Genomic DNA, 25,489 nt, shown 5'->3' with positions numbered 1-25,489 from the left:
GTTCACGAGCCATCAGCGCAGTCCCTCCAGCCAGCCATCGAGACTTCTGAAGGCATCGTTGAAGGTGCGATCGAGCTGCAGTGGCGTGATGGAAACATAGCCCTGCATCACCGCATGAAAGTCAGTGCCCGGGCCACCATCTTCGGCATCGCCGGCGGCAGCAATCCAGTAACCGGCCTTGCCACGCGGGTCGACCACTTTCATCGGCGCCGCCGCCCGGGCACGGTGCCCCAGTCGGGTCAGCTGGATGCCGCGAATGTGGTCGATCGGCAGATTGGGGATGTTCACGTTGAGCACCGTGCGCGGCGGCAGATCGAGCCCGGCGTGGGCTTCGACCAGTTTGCGCGCAAAGTAGGTCGCCGTAGGAAGATTATCGACCTGGCGTGAGACCAGCGAGAAGGCGAACGATGGGCGCTCGAGGAAACGTCCTTCAAGGGCCGCCGCCACCGTCCCGGAATACAACACGTCATCGCCAAGGTTGGCGCCGAGATTGATCCCGGAAACCACCATGTCCGGCTGGCGCTCCAGCAACCCGTTCAGGCCCAGATGTACGCAGTCGGTTGGCGTGCCGTTGAGGCTGATGAAGCCGTTGGCCAGGTATTGCGGGTGCAACGGACGGTCGAGCGTCAGCGAACTGCTGGCGCCGCTTTTGTCCTGCTCAGGGGCGATAACCACGCACTCGGTGTAATCCGCCAGCGCAGCATAAAGCGCGGCGAGACCGGGTGCGGTTACCCCATCATCGTTAGAAATCAGAATACGCATGGGCTGTCCGTCTGCCCCACCGGCACCAGATCAACGAGCTCGCGCACCAATACAGTGGCGAAGCATCCGGCCGGGAGGACGAATTCCAGTTGCAGAATGTCAGGCTGGGGATAATGCCACGTCAACCCGCCAATGGGCAGCCGCAGGATGCGACGTTCGTGACTCATGCCGGCGTTGATCAACCAATCGCGCAGATCCGCTTCACGCGCGGCAATCCCCTGCTCCAGATCATGGACAGCGCCAGCAGCCGGAGAGTCACCTTCACCCCACTGCGGGCCGGTCGGATGCAGATCGAGAATCGCCAGACGCGGGTCGCTCAATTCAGCTTCACCAGCCGGGAAGAAACTACGGCTATCGGTGAAAGCCAGCAGATCGCCAACCAGCGCGCGCTGCCAGGTGCCATCTGCCACACGTGCAGCCAACACCTGGTTAAAAAGAAAACTGCGCGCCGTCGACAGCAGTCGCGAGCGTACATTGCGCTGCTCCGGCAAGGCCTTGCGCGCCGCCCACGATCGGGCATCGACGACGTTGCCGCCGTCATGACCGAAACGCTGGGCGCCGAAATAATTGGGAATACCTTGTTTGACGATCAGTTGCAGGCGCTCTTCAATCGCGGCTTTGTCGCCGGCGAACTGCGTCAGGCGCAACGTGAAACCATTCGCCGAATGCGCGCCGCGTTGCAGCTTGCGCTTGTGGCGAGTGGTCTTGAGGACCTTCAACGTGTCGTTTTCCGCCGCCGACAGATCAGGATCTGCCTTGCCCGGCAGTTGCACACTGAACCACTGACGGGTCAGCGCCTGACGATCCTTGAGACCGGCGTAGCTGACAGTGCGCAGCGGCACACCGGCAGCCTTGGCGATACGCCGTGCGGCTTCCTCGGTGTTCAGGCCACGTTTTTCCACCCAGATCCACAGGTGTTCACCGTCGCCACTGAACGGGATCTCCAGTACTTCATCCACCTGAAAATCTTCAGCGATGGCTTTCAGTACCGCGGTGCCGAGGGGTTCGCCATAGGCGCGCGGGCCGAGCAATTGCAGTTCATTCATGCGCGCAGCAACAAGGCAACGGAGTGCACGGCGATGCCTTCTTCGCGACCGACAAAGCCAAGCTTTTCGGTGGTGGTAGCTTTCACGTTCACTTGATCCAACTCAACTTGAAGATCCGCGGCGATCAGTGCGCGCATCGATTCGATATGCGGGGCCATTTTTGGCGCCTGGGCAACGATGGTGCTATCGACGTTGCCGACTTTCCAGCCCTTGGCGTGGATCAGACCGACCACATGACGCAGCAACGCACGGCTGTCGGCGCCCTTGAATTGTGGGTCGGTATCCGGGAAATGTTTGCCGATATCGCCCAGCGCAGCCGCGCCGAGCAAGGCATCGCTCAAGGCGTGCAGCAGGACGTCACCGTCGGAATGAGCGAGCAGCCCGAAGCTGTGTGCAATGCGCACGCCGCCCAGAGTAATGAAATCGCCTTCAGCGAAACGGTGCACATCATAGCCGTGGCCAATACGCATAAAAAAAACGCCCCGATTTTTGTCAGGGCGTGATTCTACCTGCATTAGCCCCGAAGGGCTTGTGCGTGATGCTGCAAGTGGTCGTCTATAAAGCTTGAGATGAAGAAATAGCTGTGGTCGTAGCCCGGTTGCAGGCGCAGCGTCAGCGGATGACCCGCTTGTTTGGCCGCTTGTTGCAGAGCTTCGGGTTTGAGCTGAGTCGCGAGGAAGTCATCGCGATCACCTTGATCGACCAACAGCGGGAGCTTCTCGTCAGCCTCGGCGATCAGCGCACAGGCATCCCACTCTTTCCACTTCGAACGGTCTTCACCCAGATAACGCGAAAATGCCTTCTGCCCCCACGGACAATCCATCGGGTTGTTGATCGGCGAAAAGGCCGACACCGATTGATAACGTCCCGGGTTGCGCAGGGCACACACCAACGCACCGTGGCCACCCATGGAGTGGCCGCTGATGCTGCGTTTATCCGAGGCCGGGAAATGCGCTTCAACCAGTGAAGGCAATTCCTGCACGACATAGTCATGCATCCGATAGTGCCGCGACCAGGGTTCCTGCGTGGCATTCAGATAAAACCCGGCACCGAGACCAAAGTCCCACGCACCATCCGGGTCGCCCGGCACATCGGGACCACGCGGGCTGGTGTCCGGTGCGACGATGATCAGACCGAGTTCAACAGCCATGCGCAACGCGCCGGCCTTGTGCATGAAGTTCTCGTCGGTACAGGTCAGCCCCGACAGCCAGTACAACACCGGCAGCTTGCCGCCCTGCTCCGCCTGCGGTGGCAGGTACACGGCAAATACCATGTCGCAGCCCAGCACGTCGGAACGGTGACGATAGCGCTTGTGCCAACCGCCAAAACTTTTCTGACAGGAGATATTTTCCAGGCTCATGTAAAGACTCCTACGCGGTCACGGCCACAAGCCTTCAAGACTTGTAGTCATGACATCACGATTGATCAGAAATGGATGACGGTACGAATGCTCTTGCCTTCGTGCATCAGGTCGAACGCCTTGTTGATATCTTCCAGGCCCATGGTGTGGGTGATGAAGGTATCCAGCGGGATTTCACCGCTCTGGGCCATGTCGACATAGCTTGGCAATTCGCTGCGGCCACGTACGCCGCCGAATGCTGAACCGCGCCAGACGCGACCGGTGACCAACTGGAACGGACGGGTAGCGATTTCCTGACCGGCACCGGCGACACCGATGATGACCGACTCGCCCCAGCCTTTATGGCAGCACTCGAGGGCGGCGCGCATCAGTTGCACGTTGCCGATGCACTCGAAGGAAAAGTCGACGCCACCATCGGTCATGTCGACGATGACTTCCTGAATCGGACGGTCGAAATCTTTCGGGTTTACGCAGTCGGTTGCCCCCAGTTGCCTGGCGATTTCAAACTTGGCCGGGTTGATGTCGATGGCGATGATGCGCGCGGCCTTGGCCTTCACCGCACCGATGACAGCCGACAGACCGATGCCGCCCAAACCGAAAATGGCCACGGTGTCGCCCGGTTTGACCTTGGCGGTGTTGAGCACTGCACCGATACCGGTGGTGACGCCGCAACCGAGCAGGCAGACTTTTTCCAGCGGCGCGTCTTTAGCGATTTTGGCCACGGAGATTTCCGGCAACACGGTGTATTCCGAGAAGGTCGAAGTACCCATGTAGTGGAAAATCGTTTCGCCCTTGTAGGAAAAGCGCGAAGTGCCATCCGGCATCAGGCCTTTGCCCTGGGTCGCACGAATGGCCTGACACAGATTGGTCTTGCCCGACTTGCAGAATTTGCACTGGCCACACTCCGGGGTGTAGAGCGGGATAACGTGATCGCCTACAGCAACCGATGTCACGCCTTCGCCGATCGCCTCAACGATGGCGCCGCCCTCGTGGCCGAGGATCGAAGGGAAGATCCCTTCCGGGTCAGCGCCGGACAAGGTGTAGGCGTCGGTATGGCAAACACCGGAAGCGACTACCCGCAGCAGCACTTCGCCGGCCTTGGGCATGGCGACATCCACTTCTACGATTTCCAGCGGCTTCTTGGCCTCGAAGGCAACGGCGGCGCGCGACTTGATCATGCTGACTCTCCCGTGAATCCATTAAATAAAAAAGCAGACAAGGAGTGTAATACATGACCTGACGATGAATAATCAGGCCAAAAGCAAAACATTATTGCCATACAGGGATAATCCTGATGTCCGAAAACCGCTGGGAAGGCATCGACGAGTTTGTCGCCGTCGCTGAATGCAGCCAATTCGCCGCCGCGGCTGAACGTCTCGGGGTTTCTTCCTCGCACATCAGTCGACAAATCGTACGACTGGAAGAGCGTTTGCAGACGCGCCTGCTCTATCGCAGTACCCGCAGGGTGACGCTGACCGAAGCCGGGCAGACATTCCTGCAACACTGCCAGCGCTTGCAGGACGGACGCGAAGAAGCCCTGCGCGCGGTTGGCGATCTGACCAGCGAACCCAAAGGCATGCTGCGCATGACGTGCGCTGTGGCCTATGGCGAGCGATTTATCGTGCCGCTGGTGACACGGTTCATGGGGCTCTACCCGCAACTGCGCATCGATATTGAGCTGAGCAATCGTCAACTCGATCTGGTGCATGAGGGGCTGGATCTGGCGATTCGATTGGGACGATTGCAAGATTCACGACTGGTCGCGACGCGCCTGGCGCCACGGCGCATGTATCTCTGCGCGTCTCCGTCCTACCTGGAAAGGTATGGACGACCACATAGCTTGTCGGAACTGAGCCGGCATAACTGCCTGATCGGCAGCACGGATATCTGGCAGCTTGAGCAAAACGGGCGGGAATTCTCCCAGCGAGTGCAGGGAAACTGGCGTTGCAACAGTGGGCAAGCGGTGCTGGATGCCGCTTTGCAAGGGGTCGGGTTGTGTCAGTTACCGGACTATTACGTGCTGGAGCACTTGCACAGCGGCGCATTGATTTCGTTGCTGGAGGCTCATCAGCCGCCGAATACCGCAGTGTGGGCCCTGTATCCGCAACAGCGACATTTGTCGCCGAAGGTGCGCAAGTTGGTGGACTTTCTTAAGGAAGGGTTGGCCGAAAGGCCAGAGTATCGGATTTAAGATCAAAAGATCGCAGCCTTCGGCAGTTCCTACAGGGGATTTGCCGCGACAAATACCACTGCACGAGCTGCCGCAGGCTGCGATCTTTTAGCGGCGGTTGGCCCAACGCTGACGCAACCACTCCAGATCTTCCGGGCGGGTCACCTTGAGGTTATCCGCACGCCCTTCGATCAGACGGGGTGCCTGCCCCGCCCACTCCATCGCCGAAGCTTCATCGGTAATCACCGCATCCGCCACCAGGCTGTCCGCCAATGCGCGATGCAGTGCACCGAGGCGGAACATCTGCGGCGTGTACGCCTGCCAGATCACGCTGCGGTCAACGGTTTCAACCACACGACCGTGCTTGTCGATCCGCTTGAGGGTGTCGCGCGCAGGAACCGCCAGCAAACCACCCACCGGGTCATCCGCCAGTTCAGCGAGTAATTTGTCGAGATCATCGCGACTCAGATTGGGCCGCGCCGCATCGTGCACCAGCACCCAGTCCTCATCGTCCGCACCTTGCGCGTGCAAATGCAGCAAGGCATTGAGCACCGAACCGGAACGCTCGGCACCGCCGTCAACGCGCTGAATACGCGGATCGTTGACGCATGCCAGGCTCGGCCAATAAGGATCATCAACAGCAACACTGACCACCAAACCCTTGAGGCTCGGGTGATCGAGGAAACAGCCGAGGCTGTGTTCGAGAATTGTGCGCCCGCCCAGTTGCAGATATTGCTTGGGACGGTCCGCGGCCATTCGGGCACCGACGCCCGCGGCAGGAATCACGGCCCAGAAGGCCGGCAGGGAATTGATCATTGAGCCAACTGGTAAAGGGTTTCGCCGTCCTTGACCATGCCCAACTCGTGACGAGCCCGCTCTTCAACGGTCTCCATGCCTTTCTTCAACTCGCTGACCTCAGCGTCCATCACCCGGTTACGCTCCAGCAAACCTTCGTTCTCGGCATGTTGATCAGCAATCTGCTGATTCAGCTCGGCGACTTGCGCCAGACTGCCATTGCCCACCCACAGTCGGTACTGCAGACCGGCCAGCAGCAGGAGCAAAACGAGAAACAACCAGTAAGGACTGCGCATCGAATATCAGGTATCCAGTGAAAAAAGACAGCCACGCCAAAACTTTGCAGCGTCTGATAGCACGAAGCCTGGAAAATCCAGGCTTGTGCTGTTAAGGCATCAGATTAGTGGCAAATCCATCGCTGTCACGACTTTTTCGACACAATCCGGTGTCCTTTTATCAGTTTCAGCTTAACCGCGGAACTCGCTACGACCGTTGTACTTGGCTTTGCCATTCAACTGCTCTTCGATACGCAGCAGTTGGTTGTACTTGGAAACGCGGTCGGAACGGCACAGCGAACCGGTCTTGATCTGGCCAGCCGAGGTGCCCACAGCCAGGTCGGCAATGGTCGAATCTTCTGTTTCGCCGGAACGGTGCGAGATCACTGCGGTGTAACCGGCAGCCTTGGCCATCTGGATGGCTTCCAGGGTTTCGGTCAGGGTGCCGATCTGGTTGAACTTGATCAGGATCGAGTTGGCGATCTTTTTATCGATGCCTTCTTTCAGGATCTTGGTGTTGGTTACGAACAGGTCGTCGCCCACCAGCTGCACTTTCTCGCCGATTTTATCGGTGAGAATTTTCCAGCCAGCCCAGTCGGACTCGTCCAGACCGTCTTCGATGGAGATGATCGGGTAACGCTCGGTCAGACCTTTGAGGTAGTCGGCGAAACCTTCAGCAGTGAACACTTGGCCTTCGCCGGACAGGTTGTACTTGCCGTCTTCGTAGAATTCGCTGGCTGCGCAGTCCAGGGCCAGGGTCACGTCGGTGCCCAGTTTATAACCGGCGTTGGCCACAGCTTCGGAAATCACTTTCAGCGCGTCTTCGTTGGAAGCCAGGTTAGGCGCGAAACCACCTTCGTCGCCGACAGCAGTGCTCAGGCCACGGGCCTTCAGCACAGCTTTGAGGTGATGGAAAATCTCGGTGCCCATGCGCAGACCTTCCGAGAAAGACTTGGCGCCAACCGGCTGAACCATGAATTCCTGGATGTCGACGTTGTTATCGGCGTGCTCGCCACCGTTGATGATGTTCATCATCGGAACCGGCATCGAGTAAACACCCGGAGTGCCGTTCAGGTTGGCGATGTGAGCGTACAGCGGCAGGTCCTGATCCTGTGCAGCAGCCTTGGCCGCAGCCAAGGAGACGGCGAGAATGGCGTTGGCGCCCAGGGTCGCTTTGTTTTCGGTACCGTCGAGCTTGATCATCGCGTGATCGAGGGCTTTCTGGTCGCTTGGGTCAGTGCCCAGCAGCAGATCGCGGATCGGACCGTTGATGTTGGCTACCGCTTTAAGCACGCCCTTGCCCAGGTAACGGCTCTTGTCGCCATCACGCAGCTCGAGCGCTTCACGCGAGCCAGTGGATGCACCGGACGGCGCGCATGCGCTGCCGATGATGCCGTTGTCGAGAAGCACGTCCGCTTCCACGGTGGGATTGCCACGGGAGTCGAGAACTTCACGACCTTTGATGTCGACGATTTTTGCCATTGTTGTAAACACTCCAAAGTTGACGAAAACGACGCAGCTAGAGGAAATCTTTTTACCGTCGGCAAGGGGGTGCAGCGGGCAGATTTGCAGACGATAACGCTCATGCCCGAGGGCATGAGCGACAAATCGTGCGGTACTTTACCGGAGAATTGAGGTTTACGCGGTTTCTACCGTCGGAAAACTCTTAACCAGTTCGTCCAAGGCTTTGAGCTGGGCCAGGAATGGCTCCAGTTTGTCCAGACGCAAGGCGCAAGGGCCGTCGCATTTGGCGTTGTCCGGATCCGGGTGAGCTTCGAGGAACAGACCTGCCAGACTTTGGCTCATGCCAGCCTTGGCCAGGTCCAGGACCTGTGCACGGCGACCGCCGGCGGAGTCGGAACGACCGCCAGGCATTTGCAGCGAATGGGTCACGTCGAAGAATACCGGGTACTCGAACTGCTTCATGATGCCGAAGCCGAGCATGTCGACCACGAGGTTGTTATAGCCGAAGCTCGAACCACGCTCGCAGAGGATCAGTTGATCATTACCCGCTTCAACGCACTTGTTCAGGATGTGTTTCATTTCCTGAGGGGCGAGGAACTGGGCTTTCTTGATGTTGATGATCGCGTTGGTCTTGGCCATCGCCACGACCAGATCGGTCTGGCGCGACAGGAAGGCCGGCAACTGGATGATGTCGCAGATCTCGGCGACGACCGCGGCCTGTTCAGGCTCGTGGACGTCGGTGATGATCGGCACGCCAAAAGCCTGCTTGATGTCCTGAAAGATGCGCATGCCCTCTTCCAGGCCAGGACCGCGATACGAGGTCACAGAAGAACGGTTGGCCTTGTCGAAACTGGCCTTGAACACGTAAGGGATACCAAGTTTTTCGGTGACCTTCACATACTCTTCGCAAACCTGCATGGCCATGTCACGGCTTTCCAGCACGTTCATGCCGCCGAACAGCACCATGGGTTTGTCGTTGGCAATCTCGATGTCGCCGACGCGGATGATCTTCTGTGCCATCGGGGTTACGCCTTCTTCTGGTGTTGAGCCAACGCTGCTTTGACGAAGCCGCTGAACAGCGGATGGCCATCACGTGGTGTCGAGGTGAACTCTGGGTGGAACTGGCAAGCGACGAACCATGGATGATCCGGTGCTTCAACCACTTCAACCAGGGCTGCATCAGCGGAGCGACCGGAAATCTTCAGGCCGGCCTCGATGATTTGCGGCAGCAGGTTGTTGTTCACTTCGTAACGGTGGCGGTGACGCTCGACGATCACGTCCTTGCCGTAGCAATCGTGCACTTTGGAGCCGGTTTCGAGCAGGCATTCCTGAGCGCCGAGGCGCATGGTGCCGCCCAGATCGGAGGCTTCAGTACGCACTTCTACGGCACCGGTGGCGTCTTCCCACTCGGTGATCAGGCCGACAACCGGGTGGCCGCTGGCGCGATCGAACTCGGTGGAGTTGGCGTCTTTCCAGCCCATGACGTTACGAGCGAACTCGATGACCGCCACTTGCATGCCCAGGCAGATACCCAGGTACGGAACCTTGTTTTCGCGAGCGTACTGAACGGCAGTGATCTTGCCTTCCACGCCGCGCAGACCGAAGCCGCCCGGAACGAGGATGGCGTCTACGCCTTCCAGCAGCGCAGTGCCCTGGTTTTCGATGTCTTCGGAATCGATGTAGCGCAGGTTGACCTTGGTACGGTTGCTGATACCCGCATGGCTCATCGCTTCGATCAGCGACTTGTAGGCGTCCAGCAGTTCCATGTACTTGCCGACCATGGCAATGGTGACTTCATGTTCCGGGTTCAGCTTGGCATCAACCACAGCTTCCCACTCGGACAGATCGGCACCGCCGCACTGCAGACCGAAACGCTCGACGACGAAATCGTCCAGACCCTGCGAATGCAGAATGCCCGGGATCTTGTAGATGGTGTCGGCGTCTTCCAGAGCGATGACCGCACGCTCTTCAACGTTGGTGAACTGCGCGATCTTGCGACGCGACGAGATGTCGATCGGGTGATCGGAGCGGCAAACCAGCACGTCAGGCTGCAGGCCGATGGAACGCAGTTCCTTGACCGAGTGCTGGGTTGGCTTGGTTTTGGTTTCGCCGGCGGTGGCGATGTACGGCACCAGCGTCAGGTGCATCAGCATCGCGCGCTTGGCGCCGACTTCGAATCGCAGCTGACGGATGGCTTCGAGGAACGGTTGCGACTCGATGTCACCCACGGTGCCACCGATTTCGACCATCGCCACGTCGGCATCGCCTGCACCCTTGATGATGCGGCGCTTGATTTCGTCGGTAATGTGCGGAATCACCTGGATGGTTGCACCCAGGTAGTCACCACGGCGCTCTTTGCGCAGCACGTGTTCGTAAACACGGCCGGTGGTGAAGTTGTTGTTCTGGGTCATGGTCGTGCGGATGAACCGCTCGTAGTGGCCCAGGTCCAGGTCGGTCTCGGCGCCGTCGTGGGTGACGAACACTTCACCATGCTGGAACGGGCTCATGGTGCCCGGGTCGACGTTGATGTACGGATCCAGCTTAAGCATGGTGACCTTAAGCCCCCGCGCCTCCAGGATAGCCGCCAATGAAGCCGAGGCAATGCCTTTCCCCAATGAAGAAACAACACCGCCCGTGACGAATATGTAGCGCGTCATGAAAAACCCTAGAAGTCTGCGTTAAAGCGGTACGAGCCGCCGGGGAAAGCGAAGGAAGGCCGAAGCCCCCGATCACCTGCATTAATCACAGTGCACCTTTCAAAAAAACCGCCGCGTTGGGACAGACCGGCAGATGAAACACCGGTACGTTGCTCGCTACACATTTTTTGGAATCGCCCAGCAAAGACTGCTTGGTAATCGGCAACTCCTGCAATTCAGGCGAATCCACAGAAGTTGTATCAAGAAGGGAGCGTAGTCTACCGGAATGCCCCTTTCATCTCAAACCTTGATCTTCGTCTGTTGGCTGCCAATGCAATTTCCAGCCGTCCTGCGCATTGCCATCAAGGCCCGGCAGGTTTGCCACCGCGAGCAATTCTTCACCGCGAAACAGCAGCGGCAATCTGCCACGCACGAAGGCCGGCACCGCACGTTCGTTGAGCAACCGTTTGAGATCACGATGGCCACGATCGGCCAGATGCATCAATTCCCCGCCCTGACGGTAAGCAATGCGCAACGGCCCGCAAGGCGTCTGGCCACTGAACACGACGCTCCCGTTACCGGACAAGCGTAGCGGTGATGTCGGGGTGTGCCACTCGCCGCCGATCACTGGTGCACGCAGCCAGTCGCCGCTCAGCCACCAGAGACGACCGGCGCTGCGGTGCAACTCGCCATCGGCCAGACGCCAGACCGGCGATGCATCGTGGCCGGCATCGCACAAATCCGCCCAACCCGACCAATGGTCAGTATCAGGCAGCCGGGTGAGTGGTTCGAGCCAGTGGCTCAATGCATTTCGCTGACGGGCCACGGACAACGCCGCCAACGGTGCCAATTCCAGCGACGGCACGCCCAGCCAGTCGAAATCAGTCGAGGCTTTGCCGTGCGCCAGATCGATCTCTGCCAGCTCATCCAGCAAGCCTTGCGCTTCACGCAGATGTGCGGCGCTACGGACCATGTTGGCTTGCGCTTGCGGCCAGCGCCCGGTAAGCAGCGGCACGATCTGATGACGCAGGTAATTGCGCGAAAACTGCCGATCTTCGTTTGACGGGTCTTCGATCCATTGCAACTGGTGCGCCGCGGCGTAGGCTTCAAGTTCGGCGCGAGTGACGTCGAGCAAAGGCCGAACCAACGTGCCCTGCCCCAACGGACGTTGCGCCGGCATTGCCGAAAGCCCACGCACGCCGGCACCGCGCAACAGACGAAACAACAGGGTTTCCGCCTGATCGTCGCGGTGCTGACCGGTCAGCAAAACGTCGTTGGACTGGTTTACCGAACCGAACACCGCATAACGCGCATCCCGCGCCGCCCGCTCAAGACTCGCGCCCGGTTGCACCTTAACCCGCTCCACTTGCAATGGAATGCTCAACGCATCGCAGACCGCCTGGCAATGTTCCGGCCACGCATCGGCTGCAGCCTGAAGGCCGTGATGGATGTGGATGGCGCTTAGCGTCGGGAGGGACTCGGTTTTGGCGAGATGGGCCAGCAGATGCAGGAGGACATTGGAATCGAGGCCGCCGGAGAAAGCGACCCGCCAGTTCCTGGCATTGCGCCAGGCTGCAAGATTAAGCAAAAGCCGGGAAGGCAAATCAATCATGGACTGCCCCATATCGTTCTCTTTGCCTCAATCAAATGTGGGAGCGAGCCTGCTCGCGAAGACGGTTTAACATTCAACACATTCGTCGACTGTCATACCGCTTTCGCGAGCAGGCTCGCTCCCACATCAGGTATCGCGTTTCGACTTAGAGACCGTAGCTCATCAGTCGATCATAACGGCGCTTGAGCAGCGCTTCGTTGTCGAACTTCTTCAGCATCGCCAGTTGCGAGCTCAGCTCGGCACGGATCGACGCCGCAGCGGCTGCCGGGTCACGATGCGCCCCGCCCAGAGGCTCGCCGATAACCTTGTCAACAATGCCCAGGCCTTTCAGACGCTCGGCAGTGATGCCCATCGCTTCGGCGGCATCCGGCGCTTTCTCGGCGGTTTTCCACAGAATCGAGGCGCAACCTTCCGGCGAAATAACCGCGTAGGTCGAGTACTGCAACATGTTCAACTGATCGCACACGCCGATCGCCAATGCGCCGCCGGAACCACCTTCACCGATGACGGTGGCGATGATCGGAGTTTTCAGGCGCGACATGACACGCAGGTTCCAGGCGATCGCTTCGCTCTGGTTGCGCTCTTCAGCGTCGATGCCAGGGTAGGCGCCCGGCGTGTCGATGAACGTCAGGATCGGCATTTTGAAACGCTCGGCCATCTCCATCAGACGGCAAGCCTTACGGTAGCCTTCCGGACGCGGCATGCCGAAGTTGCGGCGAACCTTCTCGCGTACTTCGCGGCCCTTCTGGTGACCGATGATCATCACTGGCTGGTCGTCCAGACGGGCAATACCGCCAACGATTGCAGCGTCGTCGGAGAAATGACGATCGCCGTGCAGTTCGTCGAACTCGGTGAAGATGTGCTCGATGTAGTCCAGGGTGTACGGACGTTTCGGGTGACGTGCCAGGCGTGCGATCTGCCAGCTGGTCAGCTTGCCGAAGATGTCTTCGGTCAGCGTTTTGCTCTTGTCCTGCAGGCGGGAGATCTCATCGCCGATATTCAGCGAATTGTCATTACCGACCAAGCGCAACTCTTCGATCTTGGCTTGCAGGTCGGCGATCGGCTGTTCGAAATCTAGAAAATTCGGGTTCATAGGCGTCCGTCTTGGGTCGTGTCCCAAATGAGCTTGGGCCGGCCGGTTGTCTATTCGCGCCCTACCTTAAGGGAGAGGCGCGCTGAGGTCGAGATTAAAAATTCAGGTTGCGGGCAAGTGCAATGATGGCACCTGCCGGTCAACGGTATTGGAGGAAGACGTTGTCTCGCCCGAACTGGTCACGCAGGGCTTGAATCAAGGCATCCGCCGGGTCGATTCGCCAAGTCTCGCCGAACTGCAGCAAGGTCTTCGCATCAGGGCTCGTGTACTCCATTGTGATTGGGCACGCCCCGCGATGACGCTTGAGCAGATCACCCAACCAGCGTAGCTGATCGCCTTTGAGATCCTGCGTCTGCAACTTCAGACGCAGGCTCTCGGCGAGGTTGGTACGCGCATCTTCCATGCTCATCACCCGCTTGACTCGCAGGCGCAGGCCACCGGAGAAGTCGTCGTTACTGACTTCACCTTCGACCACCACCATCGCGTCGGTCTGCAGCAGCGACTGCGCCGAGTGGAACGCCTCGGCAAACAGCGACGCCTCGATCCGCCCGGAGCGGTCGTCAAGGGTGATGAAACCCATCTTGTCGCCCTTCTTGTTCTTCATCACCCGCAGGGCAATGATCATCCCCGCCACGGTTTGCGTATCGCGCGCCGGTTTCAGGTCGATGATGCGCTGACGGGCGAAACGACGAATTTCGCCTTCGTATTCGTCGATCGGGTGGCCGGTGAGGTAAAGGCCCAAGGTGTCTTTCTCACCCTTGAGACGCTCCTTGAGAGTCAGTTCCTTGGCCTTGCGATGCACCGCATACACATCGGCGTCTTCCTCGACGAACAACCCGCCAAACAGGTCGGCGTGGCCACTGTCGCGGGTACGGGCGGTCTGTTCGGCTGACTTGATTGCTTCTTCCATCGCCGCCAGCAGCACGGCGCGGTTGCGGTCGATGTTGGCCTGATAAGCCTTTTGTTCGTCGTGGAAATACGGACCGAGACGATCCAGCGCACCGCTGCGGATCAAGCCATCAAGGGTGCGCTTGTTGATGCGTTTGAGGTCGACGCGGGCGCAGAAGTCGAACAGATCCTTGAACGGTCCCGCCTGACGCGCCTCGGTGATCGCTTCCACCGGGCCTTCGCCAACGCCTTTGATTGCGCCGAGGCCATAGACGATGCGGCCGTCGTCGTTCACCGTGAACTTGAACTCCGAATTATTCACATCCGGCGCGTCGAGACGCAGCTTCATGGTGCGAATTTCTTCGATCAAGGTCACGACCTTGTCGGTGTTGTGCATATCCGCCGACAGTACCGCCGCCATGAACGGCGCCGGGTAATGCGTCTTCAGCCAAGCGGTCTGATACGACACCAGGCCGTAAGCGGCAGAGTGAGACTTGTTGAAGCCGTAACCGGCGAACTTTTCCACCAGGTCGAAAATGTTACCAGCCAGGTCCGCATCGATATTGTTGGTCTTGCAACCTTCAATGAAACCGCCGCGCTGCTTGGCCATTTCTTCGGGTTTTTTCTTACCCATGGCCCGACGCAGCATGTCCGCACCGCCAAGGGTGTAACCGGCCATGACCTGGGCAATCTGCATCACCTGTTCCTGATACAGGATGATGCCGTAAGTCGGCGCCAATACAGGCTTGAGGCCTTCGTACTGGTAGTCCGAGTGCGGGTACGCGAGTTCGGCGCGACCGTGCTTACGGTTGATGAAGTCGTCAACCATGCCTGACTGCAGCGGGCCAGGACGGAACAGGGCCACCAGTGCAATCAGGTCTTCCAGGCAGTCGGGCTTGAGCTTTTTGATCAGCTCTTTCATGCCGCGCGACTCGAGCTGGAACACCGCTGTGGTTTCGGCTTTTTGCAGTAGCTGATAGGTCGGCTTGTCGTCCAGCGGGATGAACGCGATGTCCAGCGGCGGCTGATCGACCTTGGCACGGTCGCGGTTGATGGTCTTCAGCGCCCAGTCGATGACCGTCAGGGTCCGCAGGCCGAGGAAGTCGAACTTCACCAGTCCGGCGGCTTCAACGTCGTCCTTGTCGAACTGGGTCACCAGACCGTCGCCGGCCTCGTCGCAATAGATAGGCGAGAAGTCAGTCAGCTTGGTCGGCGCGATTACTACACCACCGGCGTGCTTGCCGACGTTACGCACAACGCCTTCGAGCTTGCGCGCCATCTCCCAGATTTCTGCGGCTTCTTCATCGACCTTGATGAAATCACGCAGGATCTCTTCCTGTTCGTAGGCTTTTTCCAGGGTCATGCCGACTTCGAAGGGAATCATCTTCGACAGACGATCCGCCAAGCCATAGGACTTGCCCTGCACCCGCGCCACGTCACGCACCACAGCCTTGGCGGCCATCGAACCGAACGTGATGATCTGGCTTACCGCGTTGCGGCCGTACTTCTCGGCCACGTAGTCGATCACCCGGTCACGCCCGTCCATGCAGAAGTCGACATCGAAGTCGGGCATGGAAACCCGTTCCGGGTTAAGGAAACGTTCGAACAGCAGGTCGTATTCCAGCGGATCGAGGTCGGTGATCTTCTGCACATAGGCCACCAGCGAGCCGGCACCCGACCCACGGCCCGGGCCTACCGGTACACCGTTGCTCTTGGCCCACTGGATAAAGTCCATAACGATCAGGAAGTAACCGGGAAAGCCCATCTGGATAATGATATCCAGTTCGAAATTCAACCGGTCGACATAGACCTGACGCTTGGCGTCGTAATCTTCGGTGGTGTCTTTTGGCAACAAAACCGCCAGCCGCTCCTCCAGACCATCGAAGGACACCTTGCGGAAATACTCGTCGATGGTCATGCCATCGGGAATCGGGAAGTTGGGCAAAAAGTGGGTGCCCAGTTTTACTTCGATGTTGCAGCGCTTGGCGATCTCGACGGTGTTCTCGATTGCGTCGGGAATGTCGCTGAACAGCTCGGCCATTTCCTCGGCGCTTTTGAGGTATTGCTGATCGCTGTAATTCTTCGAGCGCCGAGGATCGTCGAGGGCACGGCCCTCACCGATGCACACCCGGGTTTCGTGGGCGGCGAAGTCTTCCTGCTTGATGAAACGCACATCGTTGCTCGCCACCAGCGGCGCGCCGAGCTTGTCAGCCAGGGCCACGGCGCCGTGCAACTGCTCTTCATCGTTAGGGCGACTGGTGCGCTGGATTTCCAGATAGAAGCGGTCCGGGAACACCGACATCCACTCACGCGTCAGGGCCTCGGCTTCGGCCGGGTTGCCACTGATCAGCGCCATGCCGATCTCGCCCTCTTTGGCGGCGGACAGCATGATAAGGCCTTCATTCGCCTCGGCAACCCACTCGCGCTCGATGATGATCATGCCGTTGCGCTGGCCTTCGATGAAGCCGCGCGAGATCAACTCGGTGAGGTTGCGATAGCCCTTGGCGTTCATCACCAACAGGCTGAGCCGGCTCAGGGGCGCGTCCGGGTCCTTGTTCGACAGCCACAGGTCGGCGCCGCAGATCGGCTTGATGCCTGCGCCCATGGTGTTTTTATAGAATTTGACCAGGGAACACATGTTGTTCTGATCAGTGACCGCAACCGCCGGCATGTTCATGGCGGTCAGCGCCTTGACCAGCGGCTTGATCCGCACCAGCCCGTCGACCAGGGAGTATTCAGTGTGCAGGCGTAGATGAACGAATGAAGCCGGCATAGTGATCCTGTCCAGTTACAGAGAGACAACAAGGCCCGGATTGTACCGGGCCTCGAACAAAACATCAGCCTTGCGACTAAACCTGCGTCAGACCTTCCAGCGCCTCATAAGCCTGACGCACCGGGGCGAACGAGCGCCGGTGAATCGGCGTCGGGCCCAAACGGACCAACGCTTCCAGATGAACGGGCGTCGGGTAGCCTTTATGGCCACCGATACCGTAACCCGGATAGATCAATTCGAATGCGGCCATTTCGCGGTCACGACTGACCTTGGCCAGAATCGATGCCGCTGCAATGGCTGGAACCTTGCCATCGCCCTGCACCACCGCTTCGGCGCGCATGGGCAAGTGCGGGCAGCGATTGCCGTCGATCATCGCCAGTTTCGGCTGAATGTGCAGCCCGGCCACCGCGCGCTGCATGGCCAGCATGGTCGCATGCAGAATGTTCAGCTCATCGATTTCTTCGACTTCGGCACGGGCGATGCACCAGCTCAGGGACTTCTCGATGATCTCGTCGTAAAGCTTTTCACGCTTGGCTTCGGTGAGTTTCTTCGAGTCATTGAGACCGAGAATCGGCCGGTTCGGATCGAGGATCACCGCCGCCGTCACCACCGCACCGCACAACGGGCCACGACCGACTTCATCGACACCGGCGACCAGCTCTTCAACTTCGGCAACCAGAGTGAAATCCAGGCCCATCTGCATATCTTTCTTGCTCATCGTGTTTGACCGACCAGGTTCAGCACGGCATCCGCCGCTTGGTTGGAAGCATCCAGCCGAAGGGTGCGATGGATCTCGTCGAAACCACGGGTTTGCTCTTCGCCGCCCTCGATCAATGGCGACAGGGTCTGAGCCAGCGCCTCGACTGTCGCATCGTCCTGCAACAATTCCGGCACCAACAGGCGCTGGGCCAGGAGGTTCGGCAGGGACACGTACGGGCTCTTGACCATGCGTTTGAGAATCCAGAACGTCAGCGGTGCCAGGCGATACGCAACCACCATCGGCCGCTTGTACAACAGCGCCTCAAGGGTCGCCGTGCCGGAAGCGATCAGCACCGCATTGCACGCGGCCAGAGCCAAGTGGGATTTGCCATCGAGCAACGTCACCGGCAGATCACGGCCGGCGAGCAGTTCTTCAAGTTGCACACGGCGCTCCGGACTGGCGCACGGCATGACAAAACGCACACCCGGACGCAGGGCCCGCAGGCGCTGGGCAGTATCGAGAAACAACGCGCCGAGACGACCGACTTCACCGCCACGGCTGCCGGGCATCAACGCGACCAGCGGCCCGTCTGGCAGGCCCAGCTCGGCACGTGCAGCGGCGCGATCGGCTTGCAGCGGTATGGCGTCGGCCAGCGAGTGACCGACGAACCGCACTGGCACGCCTTTCTCTTCGTAGAATTTGGCTTCGAATGGGAAAAGCGTGAGCATCAGATCGCAACCTTCGCGAATCTTCAGCACGCGCTTCTGCCGCCATGCCCACACCGACGGGCTGACGTAATGCACGGTTTTGATCCCGGCCTGACGCAGCTTGAGTTCGATATTGAGGTTGAAGTCCGGGGCATCGATGCCGATGAACGCGTCAGGCTTCTCGGCAATCAGCGTGGCAATCAGCTTTTTGCGACGCTTGAGCAACTCGCGCAGTCGGCCGAGAACCTCAACCAGCCCCATGACCGACAAGCGCTCCATGGGGAAGTAGGAAGTCAGGCCTTCGGCCTGCATCAACGGACCGCCGACACCGATGAACTCGACTGACGGATGTTGTGCCTTGAGGGCACGCATGAGGCCGGCACCGAGAATGTCACCGGAAGCCTCCCCCGCCACCAGCGCAATACGCAGACTGGCCATGATCAGCGGGTGATGCCGCGAGTCGACGACTCGATGGAGTCGCGAAACACCGCAACTTCCGGGAACTGAGCAGCAGGTCCTGCCAGGTCGGCCAAGGCCTGATCAACTGTCAGCCCTTGGCGATAAACGGTTTTATAAGCACGGCGCAGCGCGTGGATAGCGTCTTCGCTGAAACCGCGACGGCGCATGCCCTCGAAGTTCATGCTGCGCGCTTCGGCCGGGTTGCCAAATACCGTGACAAATGCCGGAACATCTTTACCGATCGCCGTGCCCATACCGGAAAAACTGTGGGCGCCGATGTGGCAATACTGGTGAACCAGGGTGAACCCGGAGAGGATCGCCCAGTCATCGACGTGCACGTGGCCAGCCAACGCGGTGTTGTTGACCAGAATGCAGTTATTGCCGATGACACTGTCGTGACCGATGTGGGCATAGGCCATGATCAGGTTGTGATCGCCCAGCGTGGTTTCCGAACGGTCCTGAACGGTGCCGCGGTGAATCGTCACGCCTTCACGGATGACGTTGTGGTCACCGATCACCAGGCGGGTTTCTTCGCCCTTGTACTTCAAGTCGGGCGTATCTTCGCCTACCGAAGAAAACTGGTAGATGCGATTGTGTTTACCGATGCGAGTCGGACCTTTGAGGATCACATGCGGCCCGATCACGGTACCCTCGCCGATTTCCACACCTGCGCCGATGATCGACCACGGGCCGACCTCGACGCCGTCAGCCAGAACGGCCGACGGATCGATGATTGCGCGAGGGTCAATCAAACTCATACTTTTTGTTCCGCGCAGATGATCTCGGCCGAGCAGACCGGCTTGCCATCAACCGAAGCCTGGCACTCGAATTTCCAGATCTTGCGTTTGCAGCTGATGAACGTAGCTTCAAGAATCAACTGGTCGCCCGGCTTGACTGGCTGACGGAAGCGCAGTTTGTCCGAACCAACGAAGTAATACAGAGTGCCGTCGGCCGGTTTGACGTCGAGCATTTTGAAACCGAGGATCCCGGCAGCCTGAGCCATCGCTTCGATGATCAGCACGCCCGGCATGATTGGGTGCGCAGGGAAGTGACCATTGAAGAACGGCTCATTGATGCTGACATTCTTGTAGGCGCGAATTCGCTTGCCTTCAGTGTCCAGATCCACCACCCGGTCCACCAGCAGGAACGGGTAACGGTGAGGCAGGTATTCGCGAATCTCGTTGATGTCCATCATTTCGGGGGGAAGCCTATGTAAAGATTGGGAGCGCGACTGACGCGCACTCCTCTAGCAAATCAAGGAGGCAGTCTAGAGGCTGTGCACACTTGATATGGAAATGGTATCAGCCATCTGATGAAGCATTGCCGTCAGGGGTCACGTCCCCAACGCGCTTTTCCAGCTGTTTCAAACGTCGCGCGATTTCATCGAGCTGACGGATGCGTGCCGCGCTTTTGCGCCATTCGGCAGCCGGTTGCATGGCTGTGCCGGAAGAATAGGCACCCGGCTCGGTAATCGAGTGGGTCACCATGGTCATCCCGGTCAGGAAAACGTTGTCGCAAATATCAATGTGCCCGACCAGACCGACACCGCCGGCCAGCATGCAGTGCTTGCCGATTTTGGTGCTGCCGGAGATGCCCACGCACGCAGCCATCGCGGTGTGATCACCGACCTGGACGTTGTGAGCAATCTGGATCTGATTGTCGAGTTTTACGCCATTGCCGATCACCGTATCGGCCAATGCACCGCGGTCGATGGCGGTATTCACGCCGATCTCCACATCGTCACCGATGGTCACACCACCAATCTGGGCGATTTTCTGCCAGATACCCTTCTCGTTGGCAAAGCCGAAGCCTTCACCACCGATTACGGCACCGGACTGGATAACCACACGCTTGCCGATGCGCACATCGTGATACAGCGTCACCCGTGGAGCGAGCCAGCCGCCCTCACCGATTTCACTGCGTGCACCGATAACACAATGGGCACCCAGAGTGACCTGCGCACCAATCCGCGCACCCGCCTCGATCACCACAAACGCACCGATGCTGGCGGTTGGATCAACCACCGCATCAGCTGCAATTACCGCCGAAGGATGAATACCCGCAGTGGCTTTTGGCTTGGAATCGAACAGGTGAGAGATGCGTGCGTAGGCCAGATAAGGATCCGGCACCACCAATGCGTTACCGGCAAAACCCTCGGCGTCCGCCTCTTTGAGCAGCAACGCTGCTGCCTGAGAACCGGCAAGGAATTTGCGATATTGCGGATTTGCCAGAAAGCTCAACTGAGCTGGGCCAGCCTCTTGCAAAGTGGCTAGCCCAGTAATTTGCTTCTCCGCGTCGCCACGCAGGGTGGCGCCGAGGAACTCGGCCAACTGGCCGAGCTTGATAGTCACGGTCATGGGTTACTTCAGCTGATTCATGCGCTCGATAACCTGGCGCGTGATGTCGTACTGAGGTTTGACATCGATGACTGCGCCACGCTCGAACACCAGGTCAAAACCACCTTTCTTGATGACTTCTTCCACTGCGCCATCCAGTTTTGGCTTCAGTTGCTTGAGCATTTCGCGGTCGGCAACGGCTTTGGCTTCGTTCAGCTCCTTGGACTGGAACTGGAAATCACGGGCCTTCTGCTTGAATTCAAGTTCCAGACGCTCACGCTCGCCTTGCTGCATCTTGTCGCCACCGGCCATCAGACGATCCTGAATGCCTTTGGCGCTGCTTTCCAGAGTCTTCAGTTTGGTCAGTTGCGGACCGAACTTCTTCTCGGCATCCACGGCGTACTTCTTCGCCGCGTTGGATTCCAGCAAGGCCATCTGATAGTTCAGGACAGCGATTTTCATGTCGGCGAACGCCGGGCCTGCCACCAGTACGGAGGCCAGGAGAACCAATTGAGTCAACTTACGCACGATGCACTCCTACAAAATCCATTGTCGTTATCTTGGGTCAGACGCTTAGAACGTCTGGCCGAGGGAGAATTGGAACACTTGAGTTTCAGCGTCATCCGGTTTCTTGATCGGCATGGCCAACGCGAAGCTCAGAGGACCCAGCGCGGTGACCCAGGTCACGCCCACACCGACGGAACTTGCCATGTTGCTCAGGCTGATGTCGTTGCACTTAGTGGCGGAAGTCGAACCGACGGTAGCGTTGGTAGTCTTCTCGCACTTGGAGTCAAATACGTTACCCACGTCCCAAAATACCGAAGTACGCAGGGAGCGCTGATCTTTGACAAACGGCAGCGGGAACAGCAGTTCAACACCACCCTGGATCAACACGTTACCGCCAAATGGCAGCGGATCCTGATCCGGGTCGGCCAGCGTACCGGTGTTACCGGTCTTATCTGCGCCACGACTCGGCGTGCTTCGCGGGCCAAGCGTACTGTCCTTGAAACCACGAACCGAGTTGAAACCACCAGCATAGTAGTTTTCATAGAACGGCAAGCCGTCAGTCGAACCGTAACCGTCGCCATAACCCAGTTCGGTGTGCAGACGCATGGTGTAGTTTTCGCTCAGCGGCTGGAACAACTGACCACGGTAATCAAGTTTGAAGAATGATAGGTCGCTGCCCGGAATGGTGCTCTCCAGGGTCAGGCTCTGGGAACGGCCACGAGTCGGCAAAACGCCTTTGTTCAGGGTCGATTCGGACCAGCCGGCCGAAGCCTTGAAGTTCAGATAGCTGTCACCTTCCTTTTTGACGAAGTCAAAAATCTCGTCAACGGTGTATTTACCTGTATTGATCGTGTCTTGCTGAGCAGACAGACCGAAGGTCAGTCGCGAAGTCTCGCTGATCGGGTAGCCAACGTTGACACCGGCGCCCAGGCTGTCTACGGAGTAGCTCGAGATATCGGCATCGAGTTCATCGTAGTCAGTGGTGCGGTAGAACGCGTTGTAACCCAGACTTACGCCATCGGCAGTCCAGTACGGGTCAACATAGCCGAAGTTATAGCGGCTCTGATATTCGCTTCGTGTCAGACCGATGCTGACGCGGTTACCGCTACCGAGGAAGTTGTTCTGGGTGATCGAACCGCCGAGGATCAGACCGGCACTCTGGGCGAAACCGACACTGGCGGTAATCGAACCCGAAGCCTGCTCTTCAACGCTGTAGTTCACATCAACCTGGTCATCGACACCCGGAACGGCCGGGGTTTCGACGTTGACTTCTTTAAAGAAGCCCAGACGCTCAAGACGTGTCTTGGACTGGTCAATCAGGTAGGTCGAAGCCCAGCCACCTTCCATCTGACGCATCTCACGACGCAACACTTCATCTTCCGACTTGGTGTTACCACGGAAGTTGATGCGGTTGACGTAGGCACGCTTGCCCGGATCGACGGCAAACAGGATGTCCACGGTGTTGTCATCATCGTGCGGCTGAGGCACGCCGTTGACGTTGGCGAAGGTGTAACCCTCGTTACCCAGACGACGGGTGATCAGTTCAGAGGTGGTGGTCATCAACTTGCGCGAGAACACCTGGCCTTTCTGCACCAGCAACAAGGACTTGACCTGGTCTTCAGGAACTTTGAGGTCGCCGCTGAGTTTGACGTCGCGAACGGTGTACTTCTCGCCTTCGGTCACGTTGACAGTGATGTAGACGTGCTTCTTGTCCGGGGTAATGGACACCTGGGTCGAAGCGATATCCATGTTGATATAGCCGCGGTCCAGATAGTAGGAACGCAGACGCTCCAGGTCACCGGACAGTTTTTCACGGGCATATTTGTCATCGTTCTTGAAGAACGACAGCCAGTTGGTGGTCTTCAGCTCGAACAGGTCGGTCAGGTCATCCTCAGGGAAAACCGTGTTACCCACCACGTTGATGTGTTGAATGGCCGCAACAGTGCCTTCATTGATCTTCACTTTCAGGCCGACGCGGTTACGCGGCTGCGATACCACTTCGGTATCGACCGTAGCCGAATAGCGACCTTGCGCGACGTACTGGCGCTGCAGTTCGTTACGCACGCCTTCGAGGGTGGCACGCTGGAAGATTTCGCCTTCGGCAAGACCGGATTGCTTGAGGCCTTTCATCAAGTCTTCAGTGGAGATCGCCTTGTTGCCCTCGATCTCGATACTGGCAACCGACGGACGTTCGACGACCGTGATCACCAGAACGTTGCCTTCGCGGCCCAGCTGGATGTCTTGAAAGAAACCGGTTTTGAACAACGCACGAGTGGATTCCACCAGGCGACGATCATCCGCCTGCTCGCCGACGTTCAACGGCAAGGCACCAAAGACACTACCCGCGGAGACCCGCTGGAGGCCATTGACGCGAATATCAGAGATGGTGAAGGACTCGGCGTGAACTTCGGCGATCATCAATACGGTGAGAACCGCAGTTAGCAGCAGACGTTTCATGAAGTCCTTTCTTATTCCAACTGGCAATAAACAAACTGCCGCAAAATGCGGCAGATTCGCAATTCAGCGAAGCGTTACAGTCGACCCAGATCGTTGACCAGAGCAAGCAACATCACCCCGACCACCAAACTGATACCGATCTGTATCCCCCAACCTTGCACCCGATCCGACAAGGGACGACCACGCGCCCACTCGATCAGATAAAACAACAAATGCCCCCCATCCAGTACAGGAATGGGCAGCAAATTCAGAACACCCAGGCTAATACTCAGATAAGCAAGGAAATTCAGGAAATCAGCGACACCCGACTGGGCAGAAGCGCCCGCCACTTTAGCAATGGTTATCGGTCCACTCAAGTTTTTTACCGAGAGCTCGCCGAACAGCATTTTCTTGAGCGAATCCAGCGTCAGGATGCTCATGGTCCAAGTACGACGGGCGCCCTCGCCAATCGCGGCCAACGGACCATAACTGACTTCGCGGATCATCTCCGGCGGCCAGTCGATCGCTTTGACACCTGCGCCCAGATAACCGCTTGGCGCCTTGCTTTCACCGCGCGCTGCCAAAGTGACAGGGACGTCGATTTGAGCACCATCGCGCTCGACCCGCAGCAAGATTTTAGTATCAGGACGCGTACGAACGGTATCGACCACCTGCTGCCAGTCATTGAGCGCCTGACCGTCAAGAGAAACGAGGCGATCACCGGTTTTCAGGCCAGCGGCCTGGGCCGGGCCTTTTGGATCAAGCTCGGCGAGCACAGGTGGCAGGGCAGGACGCCATGGACGAATCCCCAGAGAGCGAATCGGATCCGGCTCATCAGCCCCCTTGAGCCATTTATCCAGCGTCAGTTCACGCGGCGAATCCGCCGTAGAGCCCTGTTCGCGCACCAGCACCTGCAGCGAGCCGCTTTCGCCGAGCCGGCGAACCAGTTGCAAATTGACGGCGGCCCAGCCGGAAGTCGGCTCGCCATCAATCGCGACGATCTCCTGACCTGCACCCAGACCAGCCTTCGCGGCGATACTGCCGGATTCGACCGCACCGATTACCGGGCGGACCTGCTCACTACCGAGCATCGCCAATACCCAGAAGAACACCAGGGCCAGAAGAAAGTTGGCGATAGGGCCAGCCGCGACAATAGCAATACGCTGGCGAACGGATTTGCGGTTGAACGACTGATCGAGCTGATCAACCGGGACGTCGCCTTCGCGCTCATCGAGCATCTTGACGTAGCCACCCAGCGGAATCGCAGCGATGACGAACTCAGTACCTTGCTTGTCGTGCCAGCGCAGCAGCGGCATGCCAAAGCCTACGGAAAAGCGCAGAACCTTGACGCCACAGCGACGCGCGACCCAGAAGTGGCCGAATTCGTGAAAGGTGACCAGCACACCCAAGGCGATCAGGGTGCCGGCAATCATATAGAGCGCGCTCATCTAATTTCTCCGCAATCCTGTT

The 25,489-nt window shown here is 58.6% G+C and carries 22 protein-coding genes; 1 reads left to right on the top strand and 21 read right to left on the bottom strand.

Annotation, left to right across the window (positions count from 1 at the left end):
• Positions 1–12: 12 nt before the first annotated feature.
• The 5 genes from surE to H8B20_RS00370 form a co-directional block, all read right to left on the bottom strand.
• Entirely contained in the window at positions 13–762 is a 750-nt protein-coding gene (gene surE / locus H8B20_RS00390) for a 5'/3'-nucleotidase SurE (protein ID WP_042557899.1), read from the bottom strand.
• Positions 750–1,808 carry a tRNA pseudouridine(13) synthase TruD gene (gene truD / locus H8B20_RS00385; protein WP_210622048.1) on the bottom strand — a complete coding sequence of 353 codons (1,059 nt, stop codon included), beginning with the start codon at positions 1,806–1,808 and terminating at the stop codon, positions 750–752. Before truD ends, surE begins: the two co-directional genes overlap by 13 nt.
• Positions 1,805–2,278, bottom strand: coding sequence for a 2-C-methyl-D-erythritol 2,4-cyclodiphosphate synthase (gene ispF, locus H8B20_RS00380; RefSeq protein WP_210622047.1), 474 nt, complete (start codon positions 2,276–2,278; stop codon positions 1,805–1,807). The genes truD and ispF overlap by 4 nt, the downstream gene beginning before the upstream one ends.
• Before the next feature lie 44 nt (positions 2,279–2,322).
• Positions 2,323–3,168 (bottom strand): S-formylglutathione hydrolase, encoded by an 846-nt coding sequence (gene fghA, locus H8B20_RS00375; protein ID WP_210622046.1) that lies wholly within the window; start codon positions 3,166–3,168, stop codon positions 2,323–2,325.
• A 65-nt stretch (positions 3,169–3,233) separates the two neighbouring features.
• Complete coding sequence (locus tag H8B20_RS00370) at positions 3,234–4,346, bottom strand: S-(hydroxymethyl)glutathione dehydrogenase/class III alcohol dehydrogenase (protein ID WP_115146393.1); 1,113 nt, start codon at positions 4,344–4,346, stop codon at positions 3,234–3,236.
• 116 nt (positions 4,347–4,462) lie between these two features.
• Here H8B20_RS00370 and H8B20_RS00365 point away from each other — a divergent pair, with 116 nt between their 5' ends.
• Positions 4,463–5,359, top strand: a complete 897-nt coding sequence (locus tag H8B20_RS00365; RefSeq protein WP_210622045.1) for a LysR substrate-binding domain-containing protein — start codon at positions 4,463–4,465, stop codon at positions 5,357–5,359.
• An 87-nt stretch (positions 5,360–5,446) separates the two neighbouring features.
• On the opposite strand, the gene ispD is transcribed toward H8B20_RS00365, so the two are convergent.
• From ispD to rseP, 16 genes are all read right to left on the bottom strand, one after another.
• Positions 5,447–6,154, bottom strand: coding sequence for a 2-C-methyl-D-erythritol 4-phosphate cytidylyltransferase (gene ispD / locus H8B20_RS00360; protein ID WP_115146392.1), 708 nt, complete (start codon positions 6,152–6,154; stop codon positions 5,447–5,449).
• Positions 6,151–6,429, bottom strand: coding sequence for a cell division protein FtsB (gene ftsB, locus H8B20_RS00355; protein ID WP_007908838.1), 279 nt, complete (start codon positions 6,427–6,429; stop codon positions 6,151–6,153). The genes ispD and ftsB overlap by 4 nt, the downstream gene beginning before the upstream one ends.
• Positions 6,430–6,600: 171 nt before the next feature.
• Complete coding sequence (gene eno, locus H8B20_RS00350) at positions 6,601–7,890, bottom strand: phosphopyruvate hydratase (protein WP_042557893.1); 1,290 nt, start codon at positions 7,888–7,890, stop codon at positions 6,601–6,603.
• A gap of 156 nt (positions 7,891–8,046) precedes the next feature.
• Positions 8,047–8,892: a 3-deoxy-8-phosphooctulonate synthase gene (gene kdsA, locus H8B20_RS00345; protein ID WP_210622044.1), complete on the bottom strand. Its 846-nt coding sequence runs from the start codon at positions 8,890–8,892 to the stop codon at positions 8,047–8,049.
• A 5-nt stretch (positions 8,893–8,897) separates the two neighbouring features.
• Complete coding sequence (locus tag H8B20_RS00340) at positions 8,898–10,529, bottom strand: CTP synthase (RefSeq protein WP_042557891.1); 1,632 nt, start codon at positions 10,527–10,529, stop codon at positions 8,898–8,900.
• 274 nt (positions 10,530–10,803) lie between these two features.
• Positions 10,804–12,132: a tRNA lysidine(34) synthetase TilS gene (gene tilS, locus H8B20_RS00335; RefSeq protein WP_210622043.1), complete on the bottom strand. Its 1,329-nt coding sequence runs from the start codon at positions 12,130–12,132 to the stop codon at positions 10,804–10,806.
• A gap of 133 nt (positions 12,133–12,265) precedes the next feature.
• The gene (locus H8B20_RS00330) at positions 12,266–13,213 is read right to left on the bottom strand and encodes an acetyl-CoA carboxylase carboxyltransferase subunit alpha (protein WP_042557889.1); all 948 of its coding nucleotides are present in this window, start codon (positions 13,211–13,213) and stop codon (positions 12,266–12,268) included.
• A 139-nt stretch (positions 13,214–13,352) separates the two neighbouring features.
• Complete coding sequence (gene dnaE / locus H8B20_RS00325; RefSeq protein WP_042557888.1) at positions 13,353–16,874, bottom strand: DNA polymerase III subunit alpha; 3,522 nt, start codon at positions 16,872–16,874, stop codon at positions 13,353–13,355.
• Between the two features lie 76 nt (positions 16,875–16,950).
• Positions 16,951–17,577, bottom strand: a complete 627-nt coding sequence (rnhB, locus tag H8B20_RS00320) for a ribonuclease HII (protein WP_042557887.1) — start codon at positions 17,575–17,577, stop codon at positions 16,951–16,953.
• 11 nt (positions 17,578–17,588) lie between these two features.
• Positions 17,589–18,719 (bottom strand): lipid-A-disaccharide synthase, encoded by a 1,131-nt coding sequence (gene lpxB, locus H8B20_RS00315; RefSeq protein WP_042557886.1) that lies wholly within the window; start codon positions 18,717–18,719, stop codon positions 17,589–17,591.
• Between the two features lie 2 nt (positions 18,720–18,721).
• Positions 18,722–19,498: an acyl-ACP--UDP-N-acetylglucosamine O-acyltransferase gene (gene lpxA, locus H8B20_RS00310; RefSeq protein ID WP_042557885.1), complete on the bottom strand. Its 777-nt coding sequence runs from the start codon at positions 19,496–19,498 to the stop codon at positions 18,722–18,724.
• A complete protein-coding gene (gene fabZ / locus H8B20_RS00305; RefSeq protein ID WP_042557884.1) occupies positions 19,495–19,935 on the bottom strand; it encodes a 3-hydroxyacyl-ACP dehydratase FabZ in 441 nt (146 codons plus the stop codon). Before fabZ ends, lpxA begins: the two co-directional genes overlap by 4 nt.
• Before the next feature lie 106 nt (positions 19,936–20,041).
• Positions 20,042–21,097, bottom strand: a complete 1,056-nt coding sequence (lpxD, locus tag H8B20_RS00300; RefSeq protein WP_210622042.1) for a UDP-3-O-(3-hydroxymyristoyl)glucosamine N-acyltransferase — start codon at positions 21,095–21,097, stop codon at positions 20,042–20,044.
• 3 nt (positions 21,098–21,100) lie between these two features.
• The gene (locus H8B20_RS00295; protein WP_210622041.1) at positions 21,101–21,604 is read right to left on the bottom strand and encodes an OmpH/Skp family outer membrane protein; all 504 of its coding nucleotides are present in this window, start codon (positions 21,602–21,604) and stop codon (positions 21,101–21,103) included.
• A gap of 45 nt (positions 21,605–21,649) precedes the next feature.
• Positions 21,650–24,040 (bottom strand): outer membrane protein assembly factor BamA, encoded by a 2,391-nt coding sequence (gene bamA / locus H8B20_RS00290; RefSeq protein ID WP_210622040.1) that lies wholly within the window; start codon positions 24,038–24,040, stop codon positions 21,650–21,652.
• 74 nt (positions 24,041–24,114) lie between these two features.
• Entirely contained in the window at positions 24,115–25,467 is a 1,353-nt protein-coding gene (gene rseP, locus H8B20_RS00285; RefSeq protein WP_047299911.1) for a sigma E protease regulator RseP, read from the bottom strand.
• Between the last annotated feature and the right edge of the window lie 22 nt (positions 25,468–25,489).

The sequence above is a fragment of the Pseudomonas sp. P42 genome, from assembly GCF_017973755.1.
GTDB lineage: Bacteria > Pseudomonadota > Gammaproteobacteria > Pseudomonadales > Pseudomonadaceae > Aquipseudomonas > Aquipseudomonas iridis.
Note: the sequence above shows the minus strand (reverse complement) of the source record. Positions and strands in the feature narration are given on the sequence as shown.

What these genes read in the sequence shown, in the direction of transcription:
- H8B20_RS00330 (WP_042557889.1), bottom strand. Translation starts at nt 13,213, where the DNA reads ATGAACCCGAATTTTCTAGATTTCGAACAGCCGATCGCCGACCTGCAA.
- ispD (WP_115146392.1), bottom strand. Translation starts at nt 6,154, where the DNA reads ATGATCAATTCCCTGCCGGCCTTCTGGGCCGTGATTCCTGCCGCGGGC.
- lpxD (WP_210622042.1), bottom strand. Translation starts at nt 21,097, where the DNA reads ATGACCGTGACTATCAAGCTCGGCCAGTTGGCCGAGTTCCTCGGCGCC.
- surE (WP_042557899.1), bottom strand. Translation starts at nt 762, where the DNA reads ATGCGTATTCTGATTTCTAACGATGATGGGGTAACCGCACCCGGTCTC.
- eno (WP_042557893.1), bottom strand. Translation starts at nt 7,890, where the DNA reads ATGGCAAAAATCGTCGACATCAAAGGTCGTGAAGTTCTCGACTCCCGT.
- fabZ (WP_042557884.1), bottom strand. Translation starts at nt 19,935, where the DNA reads ATGATGGACATCAACGAGATTCGCGAATACCTGCCTCACCGTTACCCG.
- lpxB (WP_042557886.1), bottom strand. Translation starts at nt 18,719, where the DNA reads ATGGCCAGTCTGCGTATTGCGCTGGTGGCGGGGGAGGCTTCCGGTGAC.
- tilS (WP_210622043.1), bottom strand. Translation starts at nt 12,132, where the DNA reads ATGGGGCAGTCCATGATTGATTTGCCTTCCCGGCTTTTGCTTAATCTT.
- H8B20_RS00340 (WP_042557891.1), bottom strand. Translation starts at nt 10,529, where the DNA reads ATGACGCGCTACATATTCGTCACGGGCGGTGTTGTTTCTTCATTGGGG.
- rseP (WP_047299911.1), bottom strand. Translation starts at nt 25,467, where the DNA reads ATGAGCGCGCTCTATATGATTGCCGGCACCCTGATCGCCTTGGGTGTG.
- bamA (WP_210622040.1), bottom strand. Translation starts at nt 24,040, where the DNA reads ATGAAACGTCTGCTGCTAACTGCGGTTCTCACCGTATTGATGATCGCC.
- lpxA (WP_042557885.1), bottom strand. Translation starts at nt 19,498, where the DNA reads ATGAGTTTGATTGACCCTCGCGCAATCATCGATCCGTCGGCCGTTCTG.
- ispF (WP_210622047.1), bottom strand. Translation starts at nt 2,278, where the DNA reads ATGCGTATTGGCCACGGCTATGATGTGCACCGTTTCGCTGAAGGCGAT.
- ftsB (WP_007908838.1), bottom strand. Translation starts at nt 6,429, where the DNA reads ATGCGCAGTCCTTACTGGTTGTTTCTCGTTTTGCTCCTGCTGCTGGCC.
- kdsA (WP_210622044.1), bottom strand. Translation starts at nt 8,892, where the DNA reads ATGGCACAGAAGATCATCCGCGTCGGCGACATCGAGATTGCCAACGAC.
- truD (WP_210622048.1), bottom strand. Translation starts at nt 1,808, where the DNA reads ATGAATGAACTGCAATTGCTCGGCCCGCGCGCCTATGGCGAACCCCTC.
- rnhB (WP_042557887.1), bottom strand. Translation starts at nt 17,577, where the DNA reads ATGCAGATGGGCCTGGATTTCACTCTGGTTGCCGAAGTTGAAGAGCTG.
- H8B20_RS00365 (WP_210622045.1), top strand. Translation starts at nt 4,463, where the DNA reads ATGTCCGAAAACCGCTGGGAAGGCATCGACGAGTTTGTCGCCGTCGCT.
- fghA (WP_210622046.1), bottom strand. Translation starts at nt 3,168, where the DNA reads ATGAGCCTGGAAAATATCTCCTGTCAGAAAAGTTTTGGCGGTTGGCAC.
- H8B20_RS00370 (WP_115146393.1), bottom strand. Translation starts at nt 4,346, where the DNA reads ATGATCAAGTCGCGCGCCGCCGTTGCCTTCGAGGCCAAGAAGCCGCTG.
- dnaE (WP_042557888.1), bottom strand. Translation starts at nt 16,874, where the DNA reads ATGCCGGCTTCATTCGTTCATCTACGCCTGCACACTGAATACTCCCTG.